Source organism: Kribbella flavida DSM 17836 (assembly GCF_000024345.1).
GTDB lineage: Bacteria > Actinomycetota > Actinomycetes > Propionibacteriales > Kribbellaceae > Kribbella > Kribbella flavida.
The window spans coordinates 4314158-4334362 of record NC_013729.1 but is presented as its reverse complement, the minus strand read 5'-3'; the positions used below and the strand labels follow the sequence as shown (position 1 = coordinate 4334362).

The following is a 20205-nucleotide window of genomic DNA, read 5'->3' as shown; positions in this document are numbered from 1 at the left end:
TCCCGCCGGGGGTCGCCGCGACCGAGGTCGCGGCTGTGCGGCCCGGAAGGACGACGTCGTATGGCAGAGCTGGCGAAGCTACCCGACTGCGGACCGAGCGGTCCCCCCGCTGCCGGTGGACCGGCTGTGCGTGGGGTGCCGGCGGTCGATGGGAGGACGCAGCTCGTGCTGGGTGACCTGGATTCGCTGCGGGTCAGGGTGGTGTCGCCGCCGGTGACGAGCTTGACCGCGATCCTCGTGGACGCCGTCGGCGGCCCCCGCCAAGGGGTGCCGAGGGCCTGGATGACGGCACTGCGCCGGGCCCTTCCCGGTCAGGCGGTCGCCGCGGTCGCCGCGCAGTTCGAGCACGGTCTGCTGCCGGACTGCCTGACGCCGATGAGCGCCGGGCCGATCGACGAGCAGTTGCAGCGCATCGCCGGCCTCCGCCCGTTCGAGCTCGTCGACAGCATCGCCGAGATCCTGCCCGACAGCCCACCGGCCAGCTGGAACAGCGCCCTCCGCAACCCCGCCCGCTGGCTGGCCAACTACGCCACCGTCCTGACCGCCGCCTGGCGCGTCTACCGCCCGATCTGGGCCGCCAGCACCCAGTTGCGCGAACGCGAAATCGAACGCATCGGCCGCGCCAGCGTCACCGGCTCTCTCGACGTCGCCCTCAGCGCCCTCGCCCGACGCACCACCTACACCGGCAACGGCGTCCTTCACCTCCCCGACTCCCACCCGTACCAGTCGCACCTCGCCGACCGCCCGCTTCTGCTCGTCCCGCTGGTCGCCGGCACCCGAGCCTCCATCTTCAACCTCGACGACCCCACCCAGGCCTGGATCGGCTATCCCGTCCCCGGTGTTCACCAGAACACCCCGGCCCCGCCCCCCGGCGACGTCCTCACCCTCGTCCTCGGCCCGATCCGCGCAACTTTGCTCCGCGGCCTCACCGCCCCGATGACCATGGGCCACCTGGCCCGCCTGGCCGCCCTCAGTCCGAGCCAGGCCACCTACCACTGCACCCAACTCGCCGAAGCAGGCTTGCTCGAACGCCGCCGTACGGGCCAGTCGGTCCAAGTCCATCGCACCTCCCGGGGCGAAGCCGTTCTCAACCTGCTCACCTGACCAGTTGCCCGCAGTCCCGGCCCCGCAGGGCCGGGACTGCGGACTCAGCTCCGGCTCAACAGTTCCCGGCACCCATGGCGTAGTGACAGGACTCTCCCTTGGCGTGCGAGTCGGCCACCCGCTGGCGCCACCTCTTGCCGCCGCCGTCGGCGTACCAGTTCCAGAGCGGGTCGGCGATCTTGCCGGTCCCCTTCCAGGTTGCCCGTGCACAGCCTGGACCGCCAAGGCCGGCGGTGGCGACAGCGCATCCCCATCCGACGAAGAAGGACGCCGATCCCTTGAAAAGGTTCTTCATCCAGAACTCGTCCATCGCGGTCAGCTCGCGCATTTGCACGTGACCGTCATTCGGTGGAGCGGGCTCGGCGGCTCCGGGGCTGCTGCCGCCGCCGGGGCGTTGCTGGCGGTTGGCGCGTTGATGGGCTTCGGCCCATGCGCGGTGGGCTGCCGCGGCTTGCAGGGTGGCGGCCTTGAGCAGGTTGTTGACGTGTTTCATCATCTGGTCGAGTTGCCGGGCCTCGGGCTCGTCGACCCAGCGTTTCAGCTTCTTGGTGACCCGTTCCTGCACCTTGACCAGCTCACGGATCGTCTTGTGGATCTTGATCATCTTCCAGGTCTCCCGCCAGGCCCAGTAGCCGATGACGGCGGCCACAGCGTGGAATCCCAGGAGCCGCATCATGACGGACACGACGGTGAGTGCCCGGACGAAGACCCGGGTGCGTTCGAGCACCCGTTTCTCCTCGATGATGCGTTTGTAGGTCACCTTGATGATCGTGCGCAGCATCGTCACCGTCTCGGTGACGTACCGCTGGCCGTCCGGGTCGCTGAAGCTGACCGGACTGTTGTTGGCGTAGGCGTAGGCGTTCAGCTGCTGCGGATCCTCGTGATCGATCACCGGATCCACAGAGATGAACCTGCCCAGTCCGGGGTCGTACTCCCGGGCGCCCAGGTGGACCAAGCCGCTCTGGTGGTCCTCCACGCCGCCGACGAAACCGCGCTGCCCGGGCCAGCCGGCCGGAGTGGCGCCGCGGTTCTCGCCGTACGGCGTGGTCCGGCGGCGCTGGATCGCGAGGCTGTCGGCGTCGACCTGGACGTTCATCGTGCCGTGGTGGTCGCTGCTCACCCAGGTGAGCTTGGTCGCCCCTACCCGGACTGCCACCTTCTGGTCGCCCAGCGAGTAGTACCTGGTCCCGAGCAGCGAGCCGTCGGGCTTCAGCACCAGCTCGGTGTCACCGAGGAACAGCGTCGTGCCCGTACTGTCCTTGCGCAGCATGCGGTTGCCGTCGGCGTCGTACACGTTGACCGACTTCTTGCCACCGCCGGCGATCGTGTCCAGATTGCCGTCGCCGGTCCAGGACAGCGTCTCGGTGGTCCCGTTCCGCGTCCGGCTCGTCAGGTTGCCGCTCTCGTCGTACGCGTACGCGTCCACCTTCGCACCGGTCGTGACCTTCTGCACCGCGTGCGGTTGGGCCCGGCCCGCCGCCGGGTACTGGTAGGTGCTGAGGGTTTCGGCGGTGGGAGTGACCTTCTTCTCGGACGTCCGGTTGCCGGTAACGTCGAAGGTCCAGCTGTGCCAGTACGGCGCAGGGCCACCCAGCCCGGCCTTGGTCGGAGCTGCGGCGCAGTCGCCGGTGGCCGGAGTCCAGGCGCCGGTCATCCGTCGGTAGTGGTCGTAGCTGAAGCACTGGGTGTCGACCGAGTCCACCGTGGTCGGTGAGTCCGTCACCTTGGTGATGTTGCCGGCCGGGTCGTACGAGTACTCGACGTTCGACTCCAGACCGTTCGGCGTGACGAAGGCGGCACTGCGCAGTTGGTGACTGCCCACCTCGAAGTCGTACAGTTGCTCGGCCCAGTTGTCGCCCCGCTGCATCTTGATGCGGGTGGTCTCACCGTATGGCGAGTAGGCGACCTCGGTGACATACGGATCCGCACCGCTCAGGGCGATCGGCCGGCTCTTGTCGTAGTCGTAGGTCAGCGTCTCTTGGGGCAAGCCACCGACAGCCGGCAACGTCGCCGTCTTGACCTGCCCGTCGGGCGTGTAGGTCTTGTCGATGGTGTACGTGTCGGCCAGCTTCCCTTCACTCGCGGGGATGACGATCTGCTCACCGGTGGGCCGTCCGGCACCGTCGTACCCCGTGTACTGCAGGGTGTACGGGTGTCCGCCCACGTACCGCGTGGTGCTGGTGAGCGATCCGGGCTTGATGCTGTCGTACTTCCACTCGCTGAGCAGCTTGCCGTCGACATGGTGTGCCGTGCGCCGGCCGACCTTGTCGTAGCTGAAGGATTGGACGACGCCTCGAGCGTCCGTCACCGTTTCCAGCTGGTCCAGGTCGTTGTAGGTGTACCTCGTGACGCCCTTGTCCGGGTCGTCGTCCTCGACCTTGCGTCCACGCTGGTCGTACTCGTACCGCCAGGCGTTTCCGGCCGGATCGGTCAACGAAGCCAACTGGCCGTCCGGGTGGTACGTGTACCTCGTGGTGTCGTACGCACCGGTCGCCTTGCTGCCGTGGAACTTGCGCAGTTCGACGAGCCGGCCCTGGATGTCGGTGATCCGGGTGGTCGCCTGCTCACCGTTCGGCGGCTCGGTGGTCTGCACGCCCGTCCCATGGTCGTGGTCGCGCTTCCAGAGTTGCTCGGCCTCGGACTGGAGCGATTCGGTCTCCGGCCGGCCGAGGGTGTCGTACGTGGTGAGCTTCTGCGCCGGCAGGCTGCTCTCGCTCGCGGGCTTGACGATCTCGAAGCCGAGCGGCGCGTCGTTGTAGTACGGGCCGTTCTGCTTCACCTCGCGGCCCTGGGAGTCGTAGATGTAGTCGGTGATCACGCGGCCGAAGCCGTCCGCGGACTCGACCTGGGTCTGACGGCGGCGCAGCAGACCGTCGCTGAACTCACGCTTGACCTCGGTCTGGCGGTTGTCCCGCAGCGAGGTGACAGTGACCAGGCCGGACTTGTCCTGGCCGTCGTGGTAGTCGGTCTTCTCGTTCGGAATGCCGGTGTCGTTACCGGCCAGCCAGGTCTCGACGACCCGGCCGAGCGCGTCCCGCTTGGTGGACGAGTGCCGGCCCGCCGGGTCGACGACCTCGGTCTCCTCGCCCCAGGCGGGATCGACCTTGGTCGTGCTCGTCTGGCCGTCGGGCTGGATCGTCCTGGTCTCGGTGAGCGGTCCACCGGTGCTGGGGGTGTACACGACGCTGGTGGCGTTGTTCTTGGCATCGGTCGTGCGCTCCGCCCGTCCGAACGCGTCGTACGTCGACGTGCTGACCGTCTGGTACTGCTCGTTGCCTGCGCCATCGAATCCGGCGAGCCGCTGCGTGGTCAGCTTCGCGCCGGTGTTCGGGTCGTAGCCGATCTTCTGGTCCGAGATGACATCGGTCTTGGACCAGGGCTTGTCACAGGCCACGTCGACGGTTTGCTGTCGGGAGGGGAGACCGGTGATGCCGCGGATCGGACTGTCGAAGTACTCGAAGCGCGTGCAGATGTCGTCGTTGGGGTTGGACTTGTCGCGTTCGTCGGTCTTGGCCTTCAGGAGACCGGTCGCGGCGTCGAACGTGTTCGACGAGGCGCTCTTGCGCCAGCCGGTGCCGACCGCTTCGTCCTGGGCCACGGCCTGCTCTTCGACCTGGTGGGACGTGGTGGTGGCCCAGGGCCTGACGCGGGTGGCGCGGGCGTCGGAGACCCAGTGACTCGTGATGGAGCGCTCGACCAGGTCGTCGCCGTCGTACGTTGCCTGCTCGCGGAGCTTGCCGGACAGGGCGTTGGTGTCGTCGACCTTCGCGCCGGTGGAGTCGGCGATCTGGACGTCCTTGGTGCCGCCGGTGGCGAGTTTGTCGCCGTCCATGCCGCGGAAGTAGGTGTTGACCTTCACCTGCTGCGGGCCGTCCACGCCGTCGCCGGTGATGACCTTGACCTTTTCGTAGCCGCGCCACTGCGACCAGGTCTTCTTGCCGACCTCGACCAGGCCGTCCTCGTCGTCGTGGCGCCAGGCGGGCGGGGTGAGGTACTCGACCTTGGTGACGGAGCCAGTGGTGCCGCCGACGAGGTCGCGTTCGACGACGGAGTCCACGACGTACTTGTGGAACCAGTCCTCGCGTTCGGCCTGGTTCTGCGGCGTCCACTTGATCGGGTGGCAGCGCTTGTCGTTCCGGTCCGGTGCCGGCACGTTGCCGGGCAGGCTGCACTCGGTGTCCTTGTAGCCGACCACGATCTGGCCGCCGGTGCCGTAGGTGATCGTCTTCATCCGCGGCCAGTTCAGCGCCGGCTGACCGACCGAGTCCGGACCGAGGATGCGGTTCGGCATCATCGCGGCGCTGAAGGTAGTCTCCGGCAACGTCGTCTGGCCGCCGACCAGGCCCGCGTTCGTGACGCCCTCCAGCCACAGCATCGGTGAACGACCCTCGTCGTTCGGGGAGAGGAAGCTGTGCCGGAAGGTCCAGGAGCTGACCGGCGCGTACGCCGCCCCCCGCCAGACGTGCGTGGTGACCTTCGCCAGCCGCTTCTTGGTCCAGAACGACGGAAAGAACTTGTTGGCGCAGTTCGTGTCGCTGGTGCACTCCAGGTCGAGTGGCGTGTCCGGGTAGTCCGACGCCACACAGCCGGCGGACTTCACGCAGCGCTCGGCGGTGTCGATGGTGACGGCCGCGACCTTTGCGGTGCTGTCGAAGACCTTGCCGTCCCGCTGGCCGTACTCGATCCGCTTGAGGTGGCCGGCCCGGGTGTACTTGCTGACCGTGCTGGCGGTGCCGGCGCGCGCGTACCGGTTCTCCTCGACGTCGTAGAACAGGCTCATCGTGTTGCCGAAGGCATCGACGACGTAGTCCAGGTTCCAGCGGTACGCCTGGTGGCACTGCGATGCGGCGAACGTCGCCTGGTGGCACGGCTCGTCCTTGTGGTTGCCGAACACCGGCAGCGTCCAGACCGAGTTGGTGTTCTGCGCGGCGGTGGTGGCTCCGGGCAACTTGTTCTGGCCGAAGTAGAACTTGGTCCCGGCCTTGTCGGTCAGCACCCAGTACTCGCCCTTGGCGCCGGCGCCCTCGGCCGGACCGAGGTCGCCGTTGTCCGCGCCGGTCCGCCGCTCGACCGTCATCCCGTCGTCGGTGCGGGACTTCCAGGCTTTGGTCGTGTCGTCGAGCACGAGCTCGCCGCCGCTGCCGTTGAGCGAGAACGTGGCGTTGTCGGTGGCCCAGCAGTAGTCGCCGACCGGGGTCGTGCCGTTGTTGCCGGTCTGCTCGGACTTCGCGCCGCAGGAGGCGTACTTGCGCTCGATCGAACCGCCGGGGGCGAACTCGAAACCGGCCCCGGCCCACGAGGACTGGCTGTTGCCGGCCGTGGTGCGGCCGTCGACGCTGCCGGAGGAGTAGCCGAGCGAGAGATCCGCCTTCGGCCCGCCGAGGCTCGGCGGGACCTGCATCGGGTACGACCAGGCGAAGTCGCCGGACGAGCCGCCGACCTGCCAGGTGGCGGTCGGGCTCAGCGACGTCGCCGTACTGTCGCCGGCCGGTCCGGAGGCGGCGGCCTGGAGAGCGAGCGTGGAGAACTCCGTGCCGACCGGTACGTCGGCCGAGACCTTGCCCTTGCCGTCGTTGCGAGTCGGCACCGGGACGGCGCGGCAGGCCGCCGCGTCCGGGGTCCTGGCCGCACAGGCGGGCAGCGTCGCCAGCTGGAGCCGCGTGCTCCAGTCGCCACCGAAGGCCTGCTTGAAGCCGCTGTAGTCGAGCTGCACCGAGACCGGCCCGGTGCCGCGCACGCCATCGGTACGTCGCAGCCGCAGCCGGACCTCGTTGCCGACCCGGCCGTCGAGCTCGACGGCGACCTTGCCGGGAGCAGCGGCCTTTGCGGCTGCGGCGGCCGGGGCAGAGGTGGGGGGACCGATGAGGACCGGCAGCACCCCGGCTCGGGCCGCCGCCTGCTCGCGACCGCGAAGCTGCTCGCGGCCGTCCGGCGCCGGTACGACGGCCTCGGCCTTGCCCGCGCTCGGCCAGACCGGCTCCGGGACGCTGGTCACGGCCAGCTCGCCGTCGCGGTCCGGTACGCCGGTCCTGGAGTCGACACCCTGGACCGGGATCGACCGGTCCTTGCGGGCTTTCCAGCCCGCCTTCGGGTCCTTCGTGGAGCGGGTCTCGGGTGGTGGCGTGGCGGCGGACAGCCCGGGCGTGCTCGCGAGCAGACTGATCGCCACCAGGCCGGCCACGGCCGCGCGGAACGCGTGCCGTCGTCGACGACGCATGGATCTACCTCCTGAACGGGATGGAATCGCCCCGAGTGAAGCGACCGCCGCCCCGGCCGGACAACGATTTTCAGGAAATCTGAAAGACCGTCCACCGACGCTGCAAAGAATTGTGTAATGCTTCCCCGGCTCCCCGGCCGATGTCAGCGTGACTGCCGTCCTCGTCCCGCCTCACGCTGAGGGAGACCGTCCGTGCGCCGTCCCGGATCGCTTCGAACCCTGGCCGTCTCGGCCGCACTGCTCCTGCTCCCACTGGGTCTCACCGGTGCACCCGCTGCGGCCGATCCGGCCGTCGCCCCGACTCCGGCCGTGGAACAGCGTCCGCTGCAGGGGCCGTTGCAGGGTCCGGCCGCCGATGCCCGGCGTACCGGCAAGCCGGTGGAGGTGGAGGGCTCACGGACCGAAACCAGTCAGGTCTTCGTCAATCCGAACGGCCACCACACCCTCGTCCAGCACGCGCAGGCGGTGCGGGTTCGGACGGCGAAGGGGTGGGCGCCGGTCGACCACACGCTGCGGTTCGGTGCCGGCGGCAAGGTCCGGCCCGCCATGAGCGGGACCGGGCTGGAGCTGTCCGGCGGTGGCCCGGGCGCCGATCTGGTTGCCCTGGGCACGAAGAACGCGCGGGTCCGGCTGGGGTGGCCGGGACAGCTGCCGCGGCCGGTGCTGCAAGGGCCGGTCGCGACGTACGGTGAGGTGCTGCCGGGGGTCGACCTGCAGCTGCGGGCCGAGCCGGCCGGATTCACCAAGGTGCTGGTGGTGAAGAACCGTGCCGCCGCGCTCAACCCGGCGTTGCGGCAGCTGGAGTTCCCGGTGCGTGGCGAAGGTCTGACGATCAAGGCGACCTCCGGCGGAAGGACCGTCGCGACCGACCGCAAGGGGCGCACGGTCTTCAGTTCCGGTCAGGCGCTGATGTGGGACGCCGCCAAACGAACGTCGGCCATGCCGGTCAAGCACAGTGGAGGGGTTTTGACCGTCGTGCCCGATCAGCGGCTGCTGACCAGCCCGGACACCAAGTTCCCGCTGCTCATCGATCCACCCTGGACCAGCTTCGTCGGCGACCTGTGGACCCACGTCAACCAGGAGCACCCGACCACGCCGTACTGGGACTACGACCGTGGTGACGGCGCGAAGGTCGGCTCGGCCTGGGGGCCGGACAGGGACGTCTACCGGTCGCTGTTCCAGCTCGGCACCACGGGGCTCGCGGGGGCTCGGATCATCGACGCCAAGTTCAGCATCACGCTGTGGCACACGCCGTCATCGACGCCGACGCCCGTCCAGCTCTGGCACACCCGGCCGATCAGCCGCGCCGAGAGCGTGACCTGGAACTCGACCGGCAACCACTGGCTCCAGCACGTCGCGACCGCCAGCGGCGCCGCGCGCGGGACCGACTTCGCGATGGGCTTCATGACGCCGGAGCTCGAGGCGATCGTGCAAGGTGCCGCCGATCGCCGGGAACCGTCGATCACGCTCGGACTGCGGGCGCCGGACGAGTCCCTCACGGTGGAGGGCCCCGGGGAGCGGCAGTGGAAGAAGTTCCGGGCCGGGACGGCGGCGCTCGTCGTCACCTACAACACCCCGCCGCGGATGCCGATCCGGGTCAACTTCACCTCTCCGCGACCCTGTGGGACCCAGGCGGCGCCGACCGTGATCGGGACGGTGACACCGCAGTTCTCCGCGGTCGTCAGCGACCCCGACGGGGACAACGTGTCGAACCGGCTGGAGATCGCCCGCTGGCCGGAGAACACCTCGGCCCACCTCCAGGACTCGCCGCTGACCGGGAGCGGTACGGCGTTCAGCTGGTCCGCCGTACCGGCGGGGCAGCTCGTCGACGGCGGAACCTACTTCTACACCGCCCGCAGCGACGACAAGGTCGCCGACGACGGGGTCACCTTCGGTCCGTTCAGCGCGCCGTGCTTCTTCCGCATCGACGTGAAAGCACCGGGCAGGCCGACCATCGCCTCGACCGACTTCCCCTCCGGGTTGCCCGGCCGGCCGGCTCGCGAGGTCGGCATTCTGAACCTCTCGCCGGCGTCCGGCGACACCGACGTGGCCGAGTACCGGTACGGATTCCTCCGGTCGAAGCTGACACTGCGGGTCAAGGCGCGCCCGGACGGCACGGCGGCCCTGCCGATGACCGTTCCGTCGAGCAGCCGCACCCTGTTCGTCAGAGCGGTCGATCACGCGGGCACGGCGGGCGACCCGTCCGAGTGGAAGCTGATTGCCAGAGCGAACCCGAACAAGTACAAGGTCCGCGGTGACGTGAACGGCGACGGCGCGGCCGACGTGAACCTGGTCCTGGACCATGGCGCGGGCCTGACCCGGGTCTGGAACCTGACCAGCAAGGACGGTTCGTTCACCAACGCGACGGTTGCCTGGGACAGCGACAACAGCGGTGGGTTCGCGTTGTCGCGGACCAGGCCGGTGCAAGGCGACTTCACCGGGGACGGTCGCGCCGACCTCGCCATGTTCCGCGACGAGCCCGGCCACCGGGTCGGGCTGTACCTGTTGATTTCCGACGGCGATCGGTACGACGCGCTCAGCGGGCCGGTGTGGAGTCGCGCGACGCCTGGCTGGACGGTCGTGTCGGCCCGTGTCGCCGCCGGCGACGTGACCGGTGACGGCCTCGCGGACATCGTGCTGCAGCTGAACACCGGCAACGGGAACTGGCAGGTGATGGTCTACCCCGGCGGCAACCTGGGCGCACCGGTGCAGTGGGTGCAGACGGCACCCGGATCGGGGGAGTGGGTGCACAGCAAGATCGTGGTGGGCGACACCGACGGCGACCAGGTCGACGATCTGGTCGTCCTGAAGAAGACGGCGGCGTGCACCACGGTGATCGACACCTACCGGTCCACCCGGAACGGGTTCGAGGCGCCGTCCGCCGTCTTCGCCGGTGACTACTGCCTGGACAAGGGCAATCCGGCCGCCGGTGATGTTGATGCCGACGGCAAGGACGACCTGGTCACGATCTACGACGACAGCAGCAGCACCCGGTTGCGGGTCTTCCACTCCACCGGTGCGGGTCTCGCCCTGCAGGACTGGTGGACCGGCGACGGCTGGGACGCCGTCCGGTCGGTCCTGCAGGTCGGCGACTATGACAAGGACGGCAAGGACGACGTCGCGCTGGTGTCCGCGCTGACCGGTGGTGGCCGTGAGGCGTTCCAGCTCCGCTCGACCGGTACGGCGTTCAGCGCCCCCGTCTCCGGGTGGAAGGAACCGAAGGTCGGTGCCAGTACGGCGCCGCCGTTCGACCTGGAAGCGCGCACCTACGAACTGGTCGCGCGGCACAGCGGCCGGTGCATGGAGGTCGAGGCGGGTGGCCAGACCGGCACCCCTGTGTTCCAGCAGTGGGACTGCTACGGCGGGCTCCACCAGCGGTTCCGGATCGTGCCGGTCGCCGGCACCGAGCAGTACGAGCTGCATCCGGCGCACGCGAACGGGGGCAACGGCCTCAAGTGTCTCGACGTGGCGAACGCGAGCTCGGCGGACGAGGCCGCGATCGTGCAGGCGACGTGCCAGGGGACCGGTAACCAGCAGGTGCTGCTGGAGTACGTCGAGGGCAGCAGCTACGACGCCGTGTTCCGGATCAAGTTCGCGCACAGCGGCAAGTGCGGCGGGATCAGCGGCGGTGTTGCCAACGGCGGGAACCTGGTCCAGCGTGCCTGCGCGGAACTGGCCGACCAGCAGTGGGTCGTCCGCGCGGCTCTGAACTCACCGCAGCTCGACGGCCGGTACAAGATCCGCACGATGACGACGATCAACGACTCCCAGCGCGACTACGTGCTGGACCTGACGAACTGCGACGGCTCCAACGCCGTCCGGGTCGGCAACTGGTCGAACGCCGAGTGCCAGCGCTGGCAGCTCAAGCCCTTGGGCGACGACGTCTACCAGATCGTCGACCCGGCGTCGCAGAAGGCGATCCAGGTCGCCGGCTGCTCGCAGCTGCGCGGTGGCCAGGTCGTTGCCTTCGACCTCGATGCCAGCGAGTGCCAGACCTGGCGGGTGGAACCCGCCGCCGACGGCAGCCACACCATCCAGCAGACCGAGTCCGGCATGGTGCTGGACGTGCCTGGCTGCGTCGACACGACGACCACTTCGATGAACGTCTGGGAGTACTGGCAAGGCGCCTGCCAACGCTGGAAGCTGACCAGCTCCTAGCGGCAGTGGCTACCCGGCCGGCTCGGATGCTACGCGTTCTAGCACGACCACCGGGATGGTTCGGTCACTGCGGGCCTCATAGGTTCGGTACACCGGGGCCAGGTCGACCATCAGGCGCCAGAGCCGGTCCCTCTCCGCACCTTCGGCGGTCCTGGCCCGGGCGAGGAAGCGTTCGCCGCGGATCTGGACGCCGACCTCGGGGTTCGCGACCAGGTTCAGGTACCACTGCGGGTGGGTGTGGGTGATCGCCGAGCCCGAGGCCACCAGCACCCACCGCCCGTGGTCCTCACCGTAGAAGAGCCCGGTCCGGTACAGCTTTCCGCTGGTGCGGCCGCGATGGGTGAGTACGAGGTTGGTGACGCCGCCCTCGAGGTAGCCGCTCGCGCCGTTCGTGGCGAGGTACCGGCGGACGTGCTCGGCGACCGACGGGTCCGGGCTGTCGAACACTTCGGCTGTCGAGTCGGCCATCTCAGTGCCCCAGCCCTTGGGCGAAGCCGCCGTCGACCGCCAGTTCGACGTTGGTGGTGAACGTGGCCTGCTCGGCCAGGAAGAGCGCCGCGGCGGCGACTTCCTCGACGGTGCCGTTGCGGCGCAGCGGGGTCGATTCGTCGCCTTGCCGCTCGAACTCCCTGCGCTCCTCCTCGGTCAGGTCCGCCACCCCCATCGTCGGCGTCTTGATGTAGCCCGGCGCCACGCTGTTCACCCGGATCTTGCGGGGAAGCAGCTCCACGGCGAGGACGTGCGCGAACGCGCGCATCGCCTCCTTCGACGCCGAGTACGCCGACAGCCCGGGGAACACGACATCGTTGGCGACGGTGGTGAACACCACCGCGCCGCCGTCGTTGAGCAGCGGGGCGAGCCGCTGCACGATGAAGAACGTGCCCTTGGTGTTGACTGCGAAGTGCCGGTCCCACCCCTCCTCGGTCACGTCGGCCAGCTCGGCGAACTGGGCGATGCCGTGGTTCACGAACAGGTAGTCCACCCGGCCGAGTCGTTCGCCGACCAGGTCGCCGAGCGCGGCGATGTCGGCCAGGCTGGCCGCATCGGACCGTACGACGTGCGCCGGTTCGCCCTTGAGCGCGGTCCGCGCCTCCTCGACGTTGCGCTCGTTGCGGCCGGTCAAGACCACCTCGGCGCCGCGGGCGAGCAACTCCCGGACGATCGCAAGACCCATGCCGTGGGTGCCACCGGTGACTACTGCCTTCTTCATTGTGGTTCGCTCCGTTTCGTCGTTGATGCGACGACTCTGTCCGGTGGTGCTGTCGGTCTGCTGTAGGTTCGCTGGCGGCTACTGTGAACGCATGCGTTTTGGGGTACTGGGGCCGCTCACTGTGTGGACGCCGGACGGTGATCCGGTGGTGGTGCCCGAGGCAAGGGTTCGGGTTCTGCTGGCACGTCTGCTGGTTGCCCCGGGACGGGTCGTGTCCGCGGACCGGCTGGTCGACGACCTGTGGGGCGACGCACTCCCGAGCAATCCCGCGAACGCCTTGCAGACCGCGGTGTCCCGGCTGCGTCGCGCGATCGGCACCGACCTCGTCGTACGTCGCCCGCCGGGCTATCTGCTGAACGTACCGCTCGACGCCGTGGACAGTGGCCGGTTCGCCGAGCTCGGCAGCCGGGCGCGACGGAGGACCGCCGCCGAGCGGCAGGCCGCGCTGTTGGACGAGGCGCTGGGCCTGTGGCGTGGCGATGCGTACGCAGGGTTCGCCGACGAGCCCTTCGCCCGCGCCGCCGCGGCGGCCCTGGAGGAGCAGCGCCTCGTGGTTTGGGAGGACTACGCCGAGGCGCGGCTGCGGCTGGGCGACCATGCCGCGCTGGCCGGCGAGTTGCGCCACCTCGTCGAGCAGCATCCGCTGCGGGAGCGTCTGCGTGCCGCGCAGCTGCGCGCGCTCCATGGCGCGGGGCGAACCACCGAGGCCCTCGACGGCTACCGCGAGCTGAGCCGCCTGCTCCGCGACGAGCTCGGGCTCGATCCGGGCGCCGAACTCGCGGCGCTGCACCAGGACATCCTGCGCGGTGAACCGTCGGCACCATCGCGGCAACAGCTGTCGCTCGTCCCGCCGCCCGCACCGCTGCCCGCGTCGCCGACCGCGCTGGTGGGCCGGGACGGCGCCGTCGCTGAGGTGCGCACGCTGATCGGCACCCATCGCATGGTGACGTTGACCGGCCTGGGCGGGGTCGGCAAGACCAGGCTCGCGCTCGAGGTGGCTCGCTCGCAGGACGAGGTGTGCTTCGTCGAACTGGCCGGGCTGCCGCGAGACGCCACCCTGGACGGCGTGGCCGATCTCGTTGCCGCAGCGCTCGGCATCCGGGACGGCGCGCACCACTCGCGACCGTACGCCGAGCGGTTGGCCGGCGCGTTGCGTGGAAGGCAACTGCTGCTCGTCCTCGACAACTGCGAGCACATCGCCGAGCCGGTCGCCGCGCTCGTACCCCAGGTGTTGTCAGCGCCGGGCGTGCGGGTGCTGGCGACGAGCCGGGAGGCGATCGGCGTCTCGGGGGAGCACCTGTGGGAAGTGCCGCCGCTCGACATCCCGTCACCGGGTGCACCGCCGACCGACGTACTCCGGTCGGGCGCCGTGCAGCTCTTCGCCGCGCGCGCAGCGGCGGCGTCCCCTGGGTTCTCGGTGTCGGCCGACAACGCCGGGACCGTCGCCATGATCTGCCGCCGTGTCGACGGGATCCCGCTCGCCATCGAGCTGGCGTCGGCCCGGATCCGCGTGCTGGGCACGGCCGGGCTCGCCGAACGCCTGGACGACCGGTTCGCCGTGCTCACCGGCGGGCCGCGTGACGCACCACCACGCCAGCGCACGCTGCGCGCGGTGCTCGACTGGAGCTGGGAACTGCTGACCGCGGCCGAACAGACGGTACTGCGCCGACTCGCGATCTTCGCCGACGGCTGTTCCCTCGACGCCGCGGAAACCTTGTGCTCCGGCGACGGCGTGCACCCTTCCCAGGTGCTCGACCTGCTGGCCCGCCTGGTCGACCGGTCGCTGGTCGTCGTGACGCACACCGCCGACGGACCGCGGTACCGGTTGCTGGAGTCGGTCGCTGCCTACGGCGAGCAGCAACTGGCCTCGGAAGAGCGGGACCGGCTTCAGTACGAGCACGCCACGTACTACACCTCGTTCGCAGCCGAGGCCGCCGGCCACTTGTGTGGGCCGGACCAGCAGCGCTGGTTGCGCCGGCTCGACACCGAGACCGGCAACCTGCGCCGCGCACTCACCGACGACCGGTTCCGACCGCAGTTGGCGCGGGCCCTGGTGTGGTACTGGTTCCTCCGGGGCAGGCTGAGTGAGGCGCTGCGAGCAACGGTGCCGGAGGACAACGCGGTACTTGCTGCCTGGCACGCCGGATTCCGGTTGCTCAGCGGTGAGCGCACGGAAGGCCACGCGGCGGCCCACCTTCACGACGCCGTCACCGACCCCCACGAGCGTGCGATGGCGGGCTGGTTTCTCGGCTACGCGACCACCAGGTACGACGACCCGGCGGTCGGAGAGGCGCTCATCCGCGCGGCGCTGGCCGAGTTCGAGAGCCTCGGCGACCGTTGGGGAATTGCGGCCGCCCTCAGCGTCCGCGCCCTGCAACGCTACGTCCGGGGTGAGCTGGACAGCGCCGCGACCGACGCTGAACGGAGCCTCGCAGTGTTCGGCGAGACCGGTGACCGCTGGGGCCGGATCCAGGCCGGCGCCGTGCTCGGCAGGCTCGCCGAGATCGCGGGTGACTACCCCGCGGCGACGGTGTGGCACCGTGAAGGAGCCGAGCTCGCCGAGGAGCTGGCGTTGTGGCCGGAAGTCTCTTTGCGCTGGTCCGAACTGGGCCGGATGGCCCTTCTGCAAGGCGACCACACGCGCGCCGACGAGTTGCACCAGCGGGGACGAACGTTGGCCGTCGAGCACAGCGATCCCGCCGGCCAGGAGTTCGCCGAAGTCGGCCTCGCGCTGTCCGCGCGTCGGCGCGGGCGGTTCGCGGAGGCCGAAGCCCTGCTCCGGCCGTGGCTGGAGTGGAACCGACGGTTCGAGGCGGACAACGGCGCGGCGCTGATCCTCGCCGAACTCGGCTTCGCGGCCGAGCAGCGCCAGGAGGCTGACACCGCACTGGACCTCCACACCGAGGGGCTCGCCGCGGCCCGGCGTACCGGCGACCCGCGAGCGATCGCGCTCGCCTTGGAAGGACTCGCCGGCGCCTGCCTGATCGCGGCACAACCCGACCGTGCGGAGGATCTGCTCGATGCGGCGACCCGGATGCGGGAGTCCACCGGAGCACCGCTACCGCCCGCCGAACGCAGGGACGTCGACCGCATCCGGGCGGGAATACTGCTGCAGAGCCAGCCCACGGACCATAGGTTGTGACCGTGGCACAACTGATTCACCTCAACGGCCCGCCCGGCATCGGGAAGTCCACCCTGGCCGCGCTCCACGTCGACCGGCACGCCGGAGCGCTCAACCTCGACGTCGACGTTGTGCACCGTCTGATCGGCGGTTGGCAGGACGAGCAGAACCGAACGTGGCAGCTCGTCTGGCCCCTCGTGCGGGTGATGGCCGAGAGCCACCTCCGCGACGGCCATGACGTTGTCCTGCCTCAGTATCACGCGCAGCTCGACGAGATCACCGCACTCGAGGATCTCGCCCGCGCGAACGGGGCGAGTTTTCGCGAGGTCGTTCTGCTCGACGACCGGGAGGCAGCGGCTGAGCGGTTCGACGACCGCGCGCGGGACACCGACGACCACTGGGTTCAGCATCACCACCGCCTTGTCGCGCTGCGCGGCGGCTCCGTGCTGCTCGGCGCGATGTACGACAACCTGGTGGAGATCTTGCGCCTCCGTCCGGAGGCGGTGGTCGTGCGCAGCCGAGCCGGTGCGGTGCAGGAGACGTACGAACTCCTGGCGACCGCACTGCGCTGCTAGCTGCGCTGCAGGAGAGCGCCGACCATCCGTACGAGCCGGTCTCCGACCTCCTCGATGCTGCCGTTCTGCGCGGTGACCTCCGCTCCCTCGAGCAGGAACGTGAGCTCGGCGGCCACCTGCTCAGGGTCCGGTACGCCGGCTCGCGTGCAGAGCTCGACGAGTCGCCGGGCCTGTGCGCGCTTGTGCTCGGCGATCAGGCGGCGCGCCGGGTGCTGTGGATCCGGCAGCTCCGCGATCGAGTTGACGAACACGCAGCCGCGGTGCGACGCGGCGCCGAGACGGTCGGCGACCCACCGGGCGATGCCGGTGATCTGGGCCCGCGGGTCGTCCGGGTGCGCCGCCTCGTGCGCGTCGAAGGCCGCTCGGTAGGTGGCCGCCCGGATTCGCAGCCACTCGACGACCAGGGCGTCCTTGGTGTCGAAGTGCCGGTAGACGGCCATCTTGGTGGTGCTCGCGCGCTCGGCGATGGCCTGCACGGTCACGTTCTTGATTCCCTCGCGCTCGAACAGCTCCTCGGCGGCGTCGAGGATGCGCTCCCGGGGCGGCAGGGTGGCCACCCGGTCGGGCCTGATTGCGTGCGTCACCTCGCCATGGTACTCGGTGGTGCCGTGTGATACTCATTGGTATCGCATGATACTGAGTGGTATCGCGATGGGAGGAGAGAGATGGAACTCGACGAGTACGTGAGCCTCGACGCGGTCGGGCTGTCCGAGCTGGTGCGGCGTGGGGAGCTCAGGGCGGACGAGCCGATGCAGGCCGCGGCTGCGGTGGTCGAGAAGGTCAACCCGGTGGTCAACGCCGTCGTGGAGACCTGGCCGGCGAAGGCCGTTGCTGAGGGCCCCCTTTCTGGAGTGCCGTTCCTGGTCAAGGATGTGGGGGTCGCCGTAGCGGGCCGGCGCTCCGAGCTCGGTAGCCGGCTCGCCGCGGGGTACGTCAGCCCGGCCGACTCCACCCTGATGAGCCGTTTCCGCCAGGCCGGCCTCGCCACGTTCGGCCGGACGACCAGCCCGGAACTGGCCGCGAGCGTGAGCAGCGAGTCCGCCCTGTACGGCGTGACCCGCAACCCGTGGGCGCTCGACCGCAGCGCCGGCGGCTCCAGCGGGGGTGCGGCTGCCGCGGTCGCGGCCGGCATGGTGCCCGTCGCGCACGCCACCGACGCCGCCGGTTCGATCCGGATCCCGGCGGCGTACTGCGGTCTCGTCGGGCTGAAGCCGACCCGCGGGCGCGTGTCGCTGGGGCCGGACGCGGGGGAGGTGCTGGGCGGACTCGCCGTGCAGCTGGGCATCAGCCGCAGCGTGCGTGACTCCGCGGTACTGCTCGACGCGGTCGCCGGTCACGCGCCGGGTGATCCGTACCGGATCGAACCGCCGGCCCGCCCGTACCGCGAGGAGGTCGCGCGCGACCCCGGGTCGTTGCGCGTGGGTGTCATGACTCACGCCTGGGGCGGGGTGCGTACCGTCCCCGAGGTCGTTGCCGCCGTTCGCGCCACCGCGGCTCTGCTCGATGAGCTCGGCCACCGGGTCGACGAGGGCGCACCGCCGCTCGGGGTGGCGTGGCCGGAGTTCGTCGACGCCAACGCGGTGATCTGGACCAGCAACCTCGCCGCCCAGATCGACGCGCTCGCCGCGGCGACCGGTCGGCCCGTCGACGGGAGCACGCTCGAGCCGCAGACGCTGCTCGTCCACGCAGCCGGCCGGGCCACCACCGGTCCCCAGCTCGCGGGTGCGCTCGCCACTCGCGACCGGGCCACCCGCGCTCTGGGTCAGTGGTTCGCGGAGTACGACGTGCTGCTCACCCCGACCTTGCCCGAGCTGCCGTTGCCGGTCGGTGCCCTGAGCGCGGACATCGAGGGTCTCGACGGGTTCGGGTGGATCGGACGCCTGCTGGACCGCTCGCCGTTCACGACACCGGCGAACATCGCCGGCGTCCCGGCGGTGTCGCTGCCGCTGCACCAGGACCCGGCGTCGGGTCTACCCGTCGGTCTGCAGTTCGTCGCCGGTGCTGGACGGGAGGACCTACTGCTCCGGCTGGCAGGTCAGCTGGAGCGGGCCCTGCCGTGGCGAGACCGGACGCCGGCGGTGCACGCGGGCAGGTCGTGACCTCCGGGCCCGGCGTCGGCACGAAGGCGGGAAGAGGACGGCTAAGACTCCGGGCAGAACTCCAGCAGCCGGGTGACCAGACGCTCGGGTTGTTCCTCGTGCGGATAGTGGCCGCAGTGCTCCCAGGTTTCGCCCTGGACCGATCGAGCGACCTGAGCCAGCGATTCGCGGACTCGATCGCCCATCCGGTGGGCGCCCCCGATGGCCAGGACGGGGATGTCCAGAAGGCGCTCCTGCACCCGTCGCCTGTTGTCGCGCGCGTCGTCGAACAGCGTGCGGTACCACTCGAACCCGGCATGCATGGCACCCGGCGCCTCATAGGCGCGGAGGTAGTGCGCGCGGTCCTCGGCGGTGAGGGAGGTCGGGTCGTAGAGGCTGTCGGTGTAGAAGCGGTGCAGGTACGTCGCCTCGCGGCCCTGCGTCAGGGCTTCGGCGTGCCCACCTTCGGCGAGATGGAAAGCAAGGTGCCAGAACGTCGTGCCTCCCTCCCGCAGAGACGCCGCCTCCTCCAGGCCGAAGCCGGGCAGCAGCATCTCCAGCACGACGAGCGATGCCACCCGCTGCTGCTCCTGATGGGCGAGGGCGTAACCGACCGTCGCTCCCATGTCGTGCGCCACCACGTGGATCCGGCGGTGCCCCAGCTGCTCGACCAGCTCGGCGACATCCCGCGCGAGGGTGGTCTTGTCGTAGGGACCACGGCGCTGTGAATCGCCGAGACCTCGCAGGTCCGGCGCGACCACGTCGTACCGGGCGCTCAGTCCGGGGATCACCTTTCGCCAGGCGTACGAGGTCTGTGGCCAGCCATGGAGCAGGACGACGGCTTCATCGACCGGTGTCGTCGACCGGGCCAGCAGGTAGTGCAGCTGCACATCGTTCACGTGGGCGCGGTGGTGCTCGATCCGCTCGTTCCAGGAGTTCACGCTCGACAGGAAATCACGAGGCGGCCGACGGGCTCCACCGCAAGGGGGGTTGACACCGGTTGCTGGAACCCCGGGAGTTGCTCACTCAGTCGCCCGGCTTCGCGGCGCGTACTGCGGCGGCGGAGGCGAGGTCGCCTCGGTCCTCGAGTGACGCGATCACCCCGTCGATGTCGGCCGCGGACCGGTTCTGGCTCAGCTTGCCCTTCGCCTCGATCCGGCTGATCACCAGTTCCACCCCGACGATCGCGCGCAACTGTCCGTCGATGAACTTCGCCGGTGCGTCGTCGACCGACCACTGCTGCGCGGAGCCGGCTTCGTGCTTGGCTGTCAGGCGCCGGACCAGGGTCTCCAGCCAGGCCGGATCGTCATAGACCACCAGGGTCCCGTACACGTGGGCTGTCACGTAGTTCCAGGTCGGAACCACCCGCCCGTGCTCGCGCTTGGACGCATAGGCGGACGGTGAGATGTAGGCGTCCGGACCGGTGACGATCGCCAGCGCCTCCCCGATCACGGGTCGGTGCCACTGCTCGTTGTTGCGCGCCAGATGCCCGAGCAGCGCCCCGGCCTCGGCGTCGTACACGAACGGCAGCAAGGTCGCGAGCAGCCCGTCCGGCGTACTGGTGACCAGGTCGGCGGCACCATGGTTGACCAGCAGATCCTGGACGACGGCATCGTCCGCGGCGAAGTGCTTGGGGATGTACATGCGCCCTATCGTCGCCCAACCACCGAGGTCCGGGACACCTCACCGGCCGGCTCGATCCGCGATCCGGCGGAGTCGAGCCGGCCTCCTCCCCGGTGCTG

11 protein-coding genes are annotated in these 20205 nt (G+C 70.0%); 5 read left to right on the top strand and 6 right to left on the bottom strand.

Features of this window, described 5'->3' with window-relative positions:
- The first annotated feature begins 213 nt into the window (after positions 1-213).
- Complete coding sequence (locus tag KFLA_RS20090; protein WP_148256675.1) at positions 214-1104, top strand: winged helix-turn-helix domain-containing protein; 891 nt, start codon at positions 214-216, stop codon at positions 1102-1104.
- Between the two features lie 55 nt (positions 1105-1159).
- Here KFLA_RS20090 and KFLA_RS20085 read toward each other — a convergent pair whose 3' ends face one another.
- On the bottom strand, positions 1160-7321 hold the full coding sequence (locus KFLA_RS20085; protein ID WP_012921647.1) for an RHS repeat domain-containing protein: 6162 nt from the start codon (positions 7319-7321) through the stop codon (positions 1160-1162).
- A gap of 309 nt (positions 7322-7630) precedes the next feature.
- Here KFLA_RS20085 and KFLA_RS20080 point away from each other — a divergent pair, with 309 nt between their 5' ends.
- Complete coding sequence (locus tag KFLA_RS20080) at positions 7631-11479, top strand: RICIN domain-containing protein (RefSeq protein ID WP_148256674.1); 3849 nt, start codon at positions 7631-7633, stop codon at positions 11477-11479.
- Between the two features lie 9 nt (positions 11480-11488).
- Here the strand turns inward: KFLA_RS20080 and KFLA_RS20075 are convergent, their stop codons facing one another.
- Positions 11489-11947, bottom strand: a complete 459-nt coding sequence (locus KFLA_RS20075; protein WP_012921645.1) for a nitroreductase family deazaflavin-dependent oxidoreductase — start codon at positions 11945-11947, stop codon at positions 11489-11491.
- A 1-nt stretch (position 11948) separates the two neighbouring features.
- Positions 11949-12689 (bottom strand): SDR family oxidoreductase, encoded by a 741-nt coding sequence (locus tag KFLA_RS20070; RefSeq protein WP_012921644.1) that lies wholly within the window; start codon positions 12687-12689, stop codon positions 11949-11951.
- On the opposite strand from KFLA_RS20070, the gene KFLA_RS20065 reads away from it, so the two are divergent.
- Together KFLA_RS20065 and KFLA_RS20060 are read left to right on the top strand one after the other, a co-directional pair.
- Positions 12670-15831 carry an ATP-binding protein gene (locus KFLA_RS20065; protein ID WP_237706546.1) on the top strand — a complete coding sequence of 1054 codons (3162 nt, stop codon included), beginning with the start codon at positions 12670-12672 and terminating at the stop codon, positions 15829-15831. The two genes, KFLA_RS20070 and KFLA_RS20065, sit on opposite strands and share 20 nt — an antisense overlap.
- Before the next feature lie 2 nt (positions 15832-15833).
- Complete coding sequence (locus KFLA_RS20060) at positions 15834-16385, top strand: AAA family ATPase (RefSeq protein ID WP_041290294.1); 552 nt, start codon at positions 15834-15836, stop codon at positions 16383-16385.
- Here the strand turns inward: KFLA_RS20060 and KFLA_RS20055 are convergent.
- Entirely contained in the window at positions 16382-16969 is a 588-nt protein-coding gene (locus KFLA_RS20055) for a TetR/AcrR family transcriptional regulator (protein ID WP_012921641.1), read from the bottom strand. The genes KFLA_RS20060 and KFLA_RS20055 overlap by 4 nt on opposite strands.
- Positions 16970-17050: 81 nt before the next feature.
- Here KFLA_RS20055 and KFLA_RS20050 point away from each other — a divergent pair, with 81 nt between their 5' ends.
- Positions 17051-18484 carry an amidase gene (locus KFLA_RS20050; RefSeq protein WP_012921640.1) on the top strand — a complete coding sequence of 478 codons (1434 nt, stop codon included), beginning with the start codon at positions 17051-17053 and terminating at the stop codon, positions 18482-18484.
- A 41-nt stretch (positions 18485-18525) separates the two neighbouring features.
- On the opposite strand, the gene KFLA_RS20045 is transcribed toward KFLA_RS20050, so the two are convergent.
- Both KFLA_RS20045 and KFLA_RS20040 read right to left on the bottom strand, forming a co-directional pair.
- Positions 18526-19404 (bottom strand): alpha/beta fold hydrolase, encoded by an 879-nt coding sequence (locus tag KFLA_RS20045; RefSeq protein WP_012921639.1) that lies wholly within the window; start codon positions 19402-19404, stop codon positions 18526-18528.
- An 85-nt stretch (positions 19405-19489) separates the two neighbouring features.
- Positions 19490-20107 carry an FMN-binding negative transcriptional regulator gene (locus KFLA_RS20040; protein ID WP_012921638.1) on the bottom strand — a complete coding sequence of 206 codons (618 nt, stop codon included), beginning with the start codon at positions 20105-20107 and terminating at the stop codon, positions 19490-19492.
- Positions 20108-20205 lie beyond the last annotated feature (98 nt).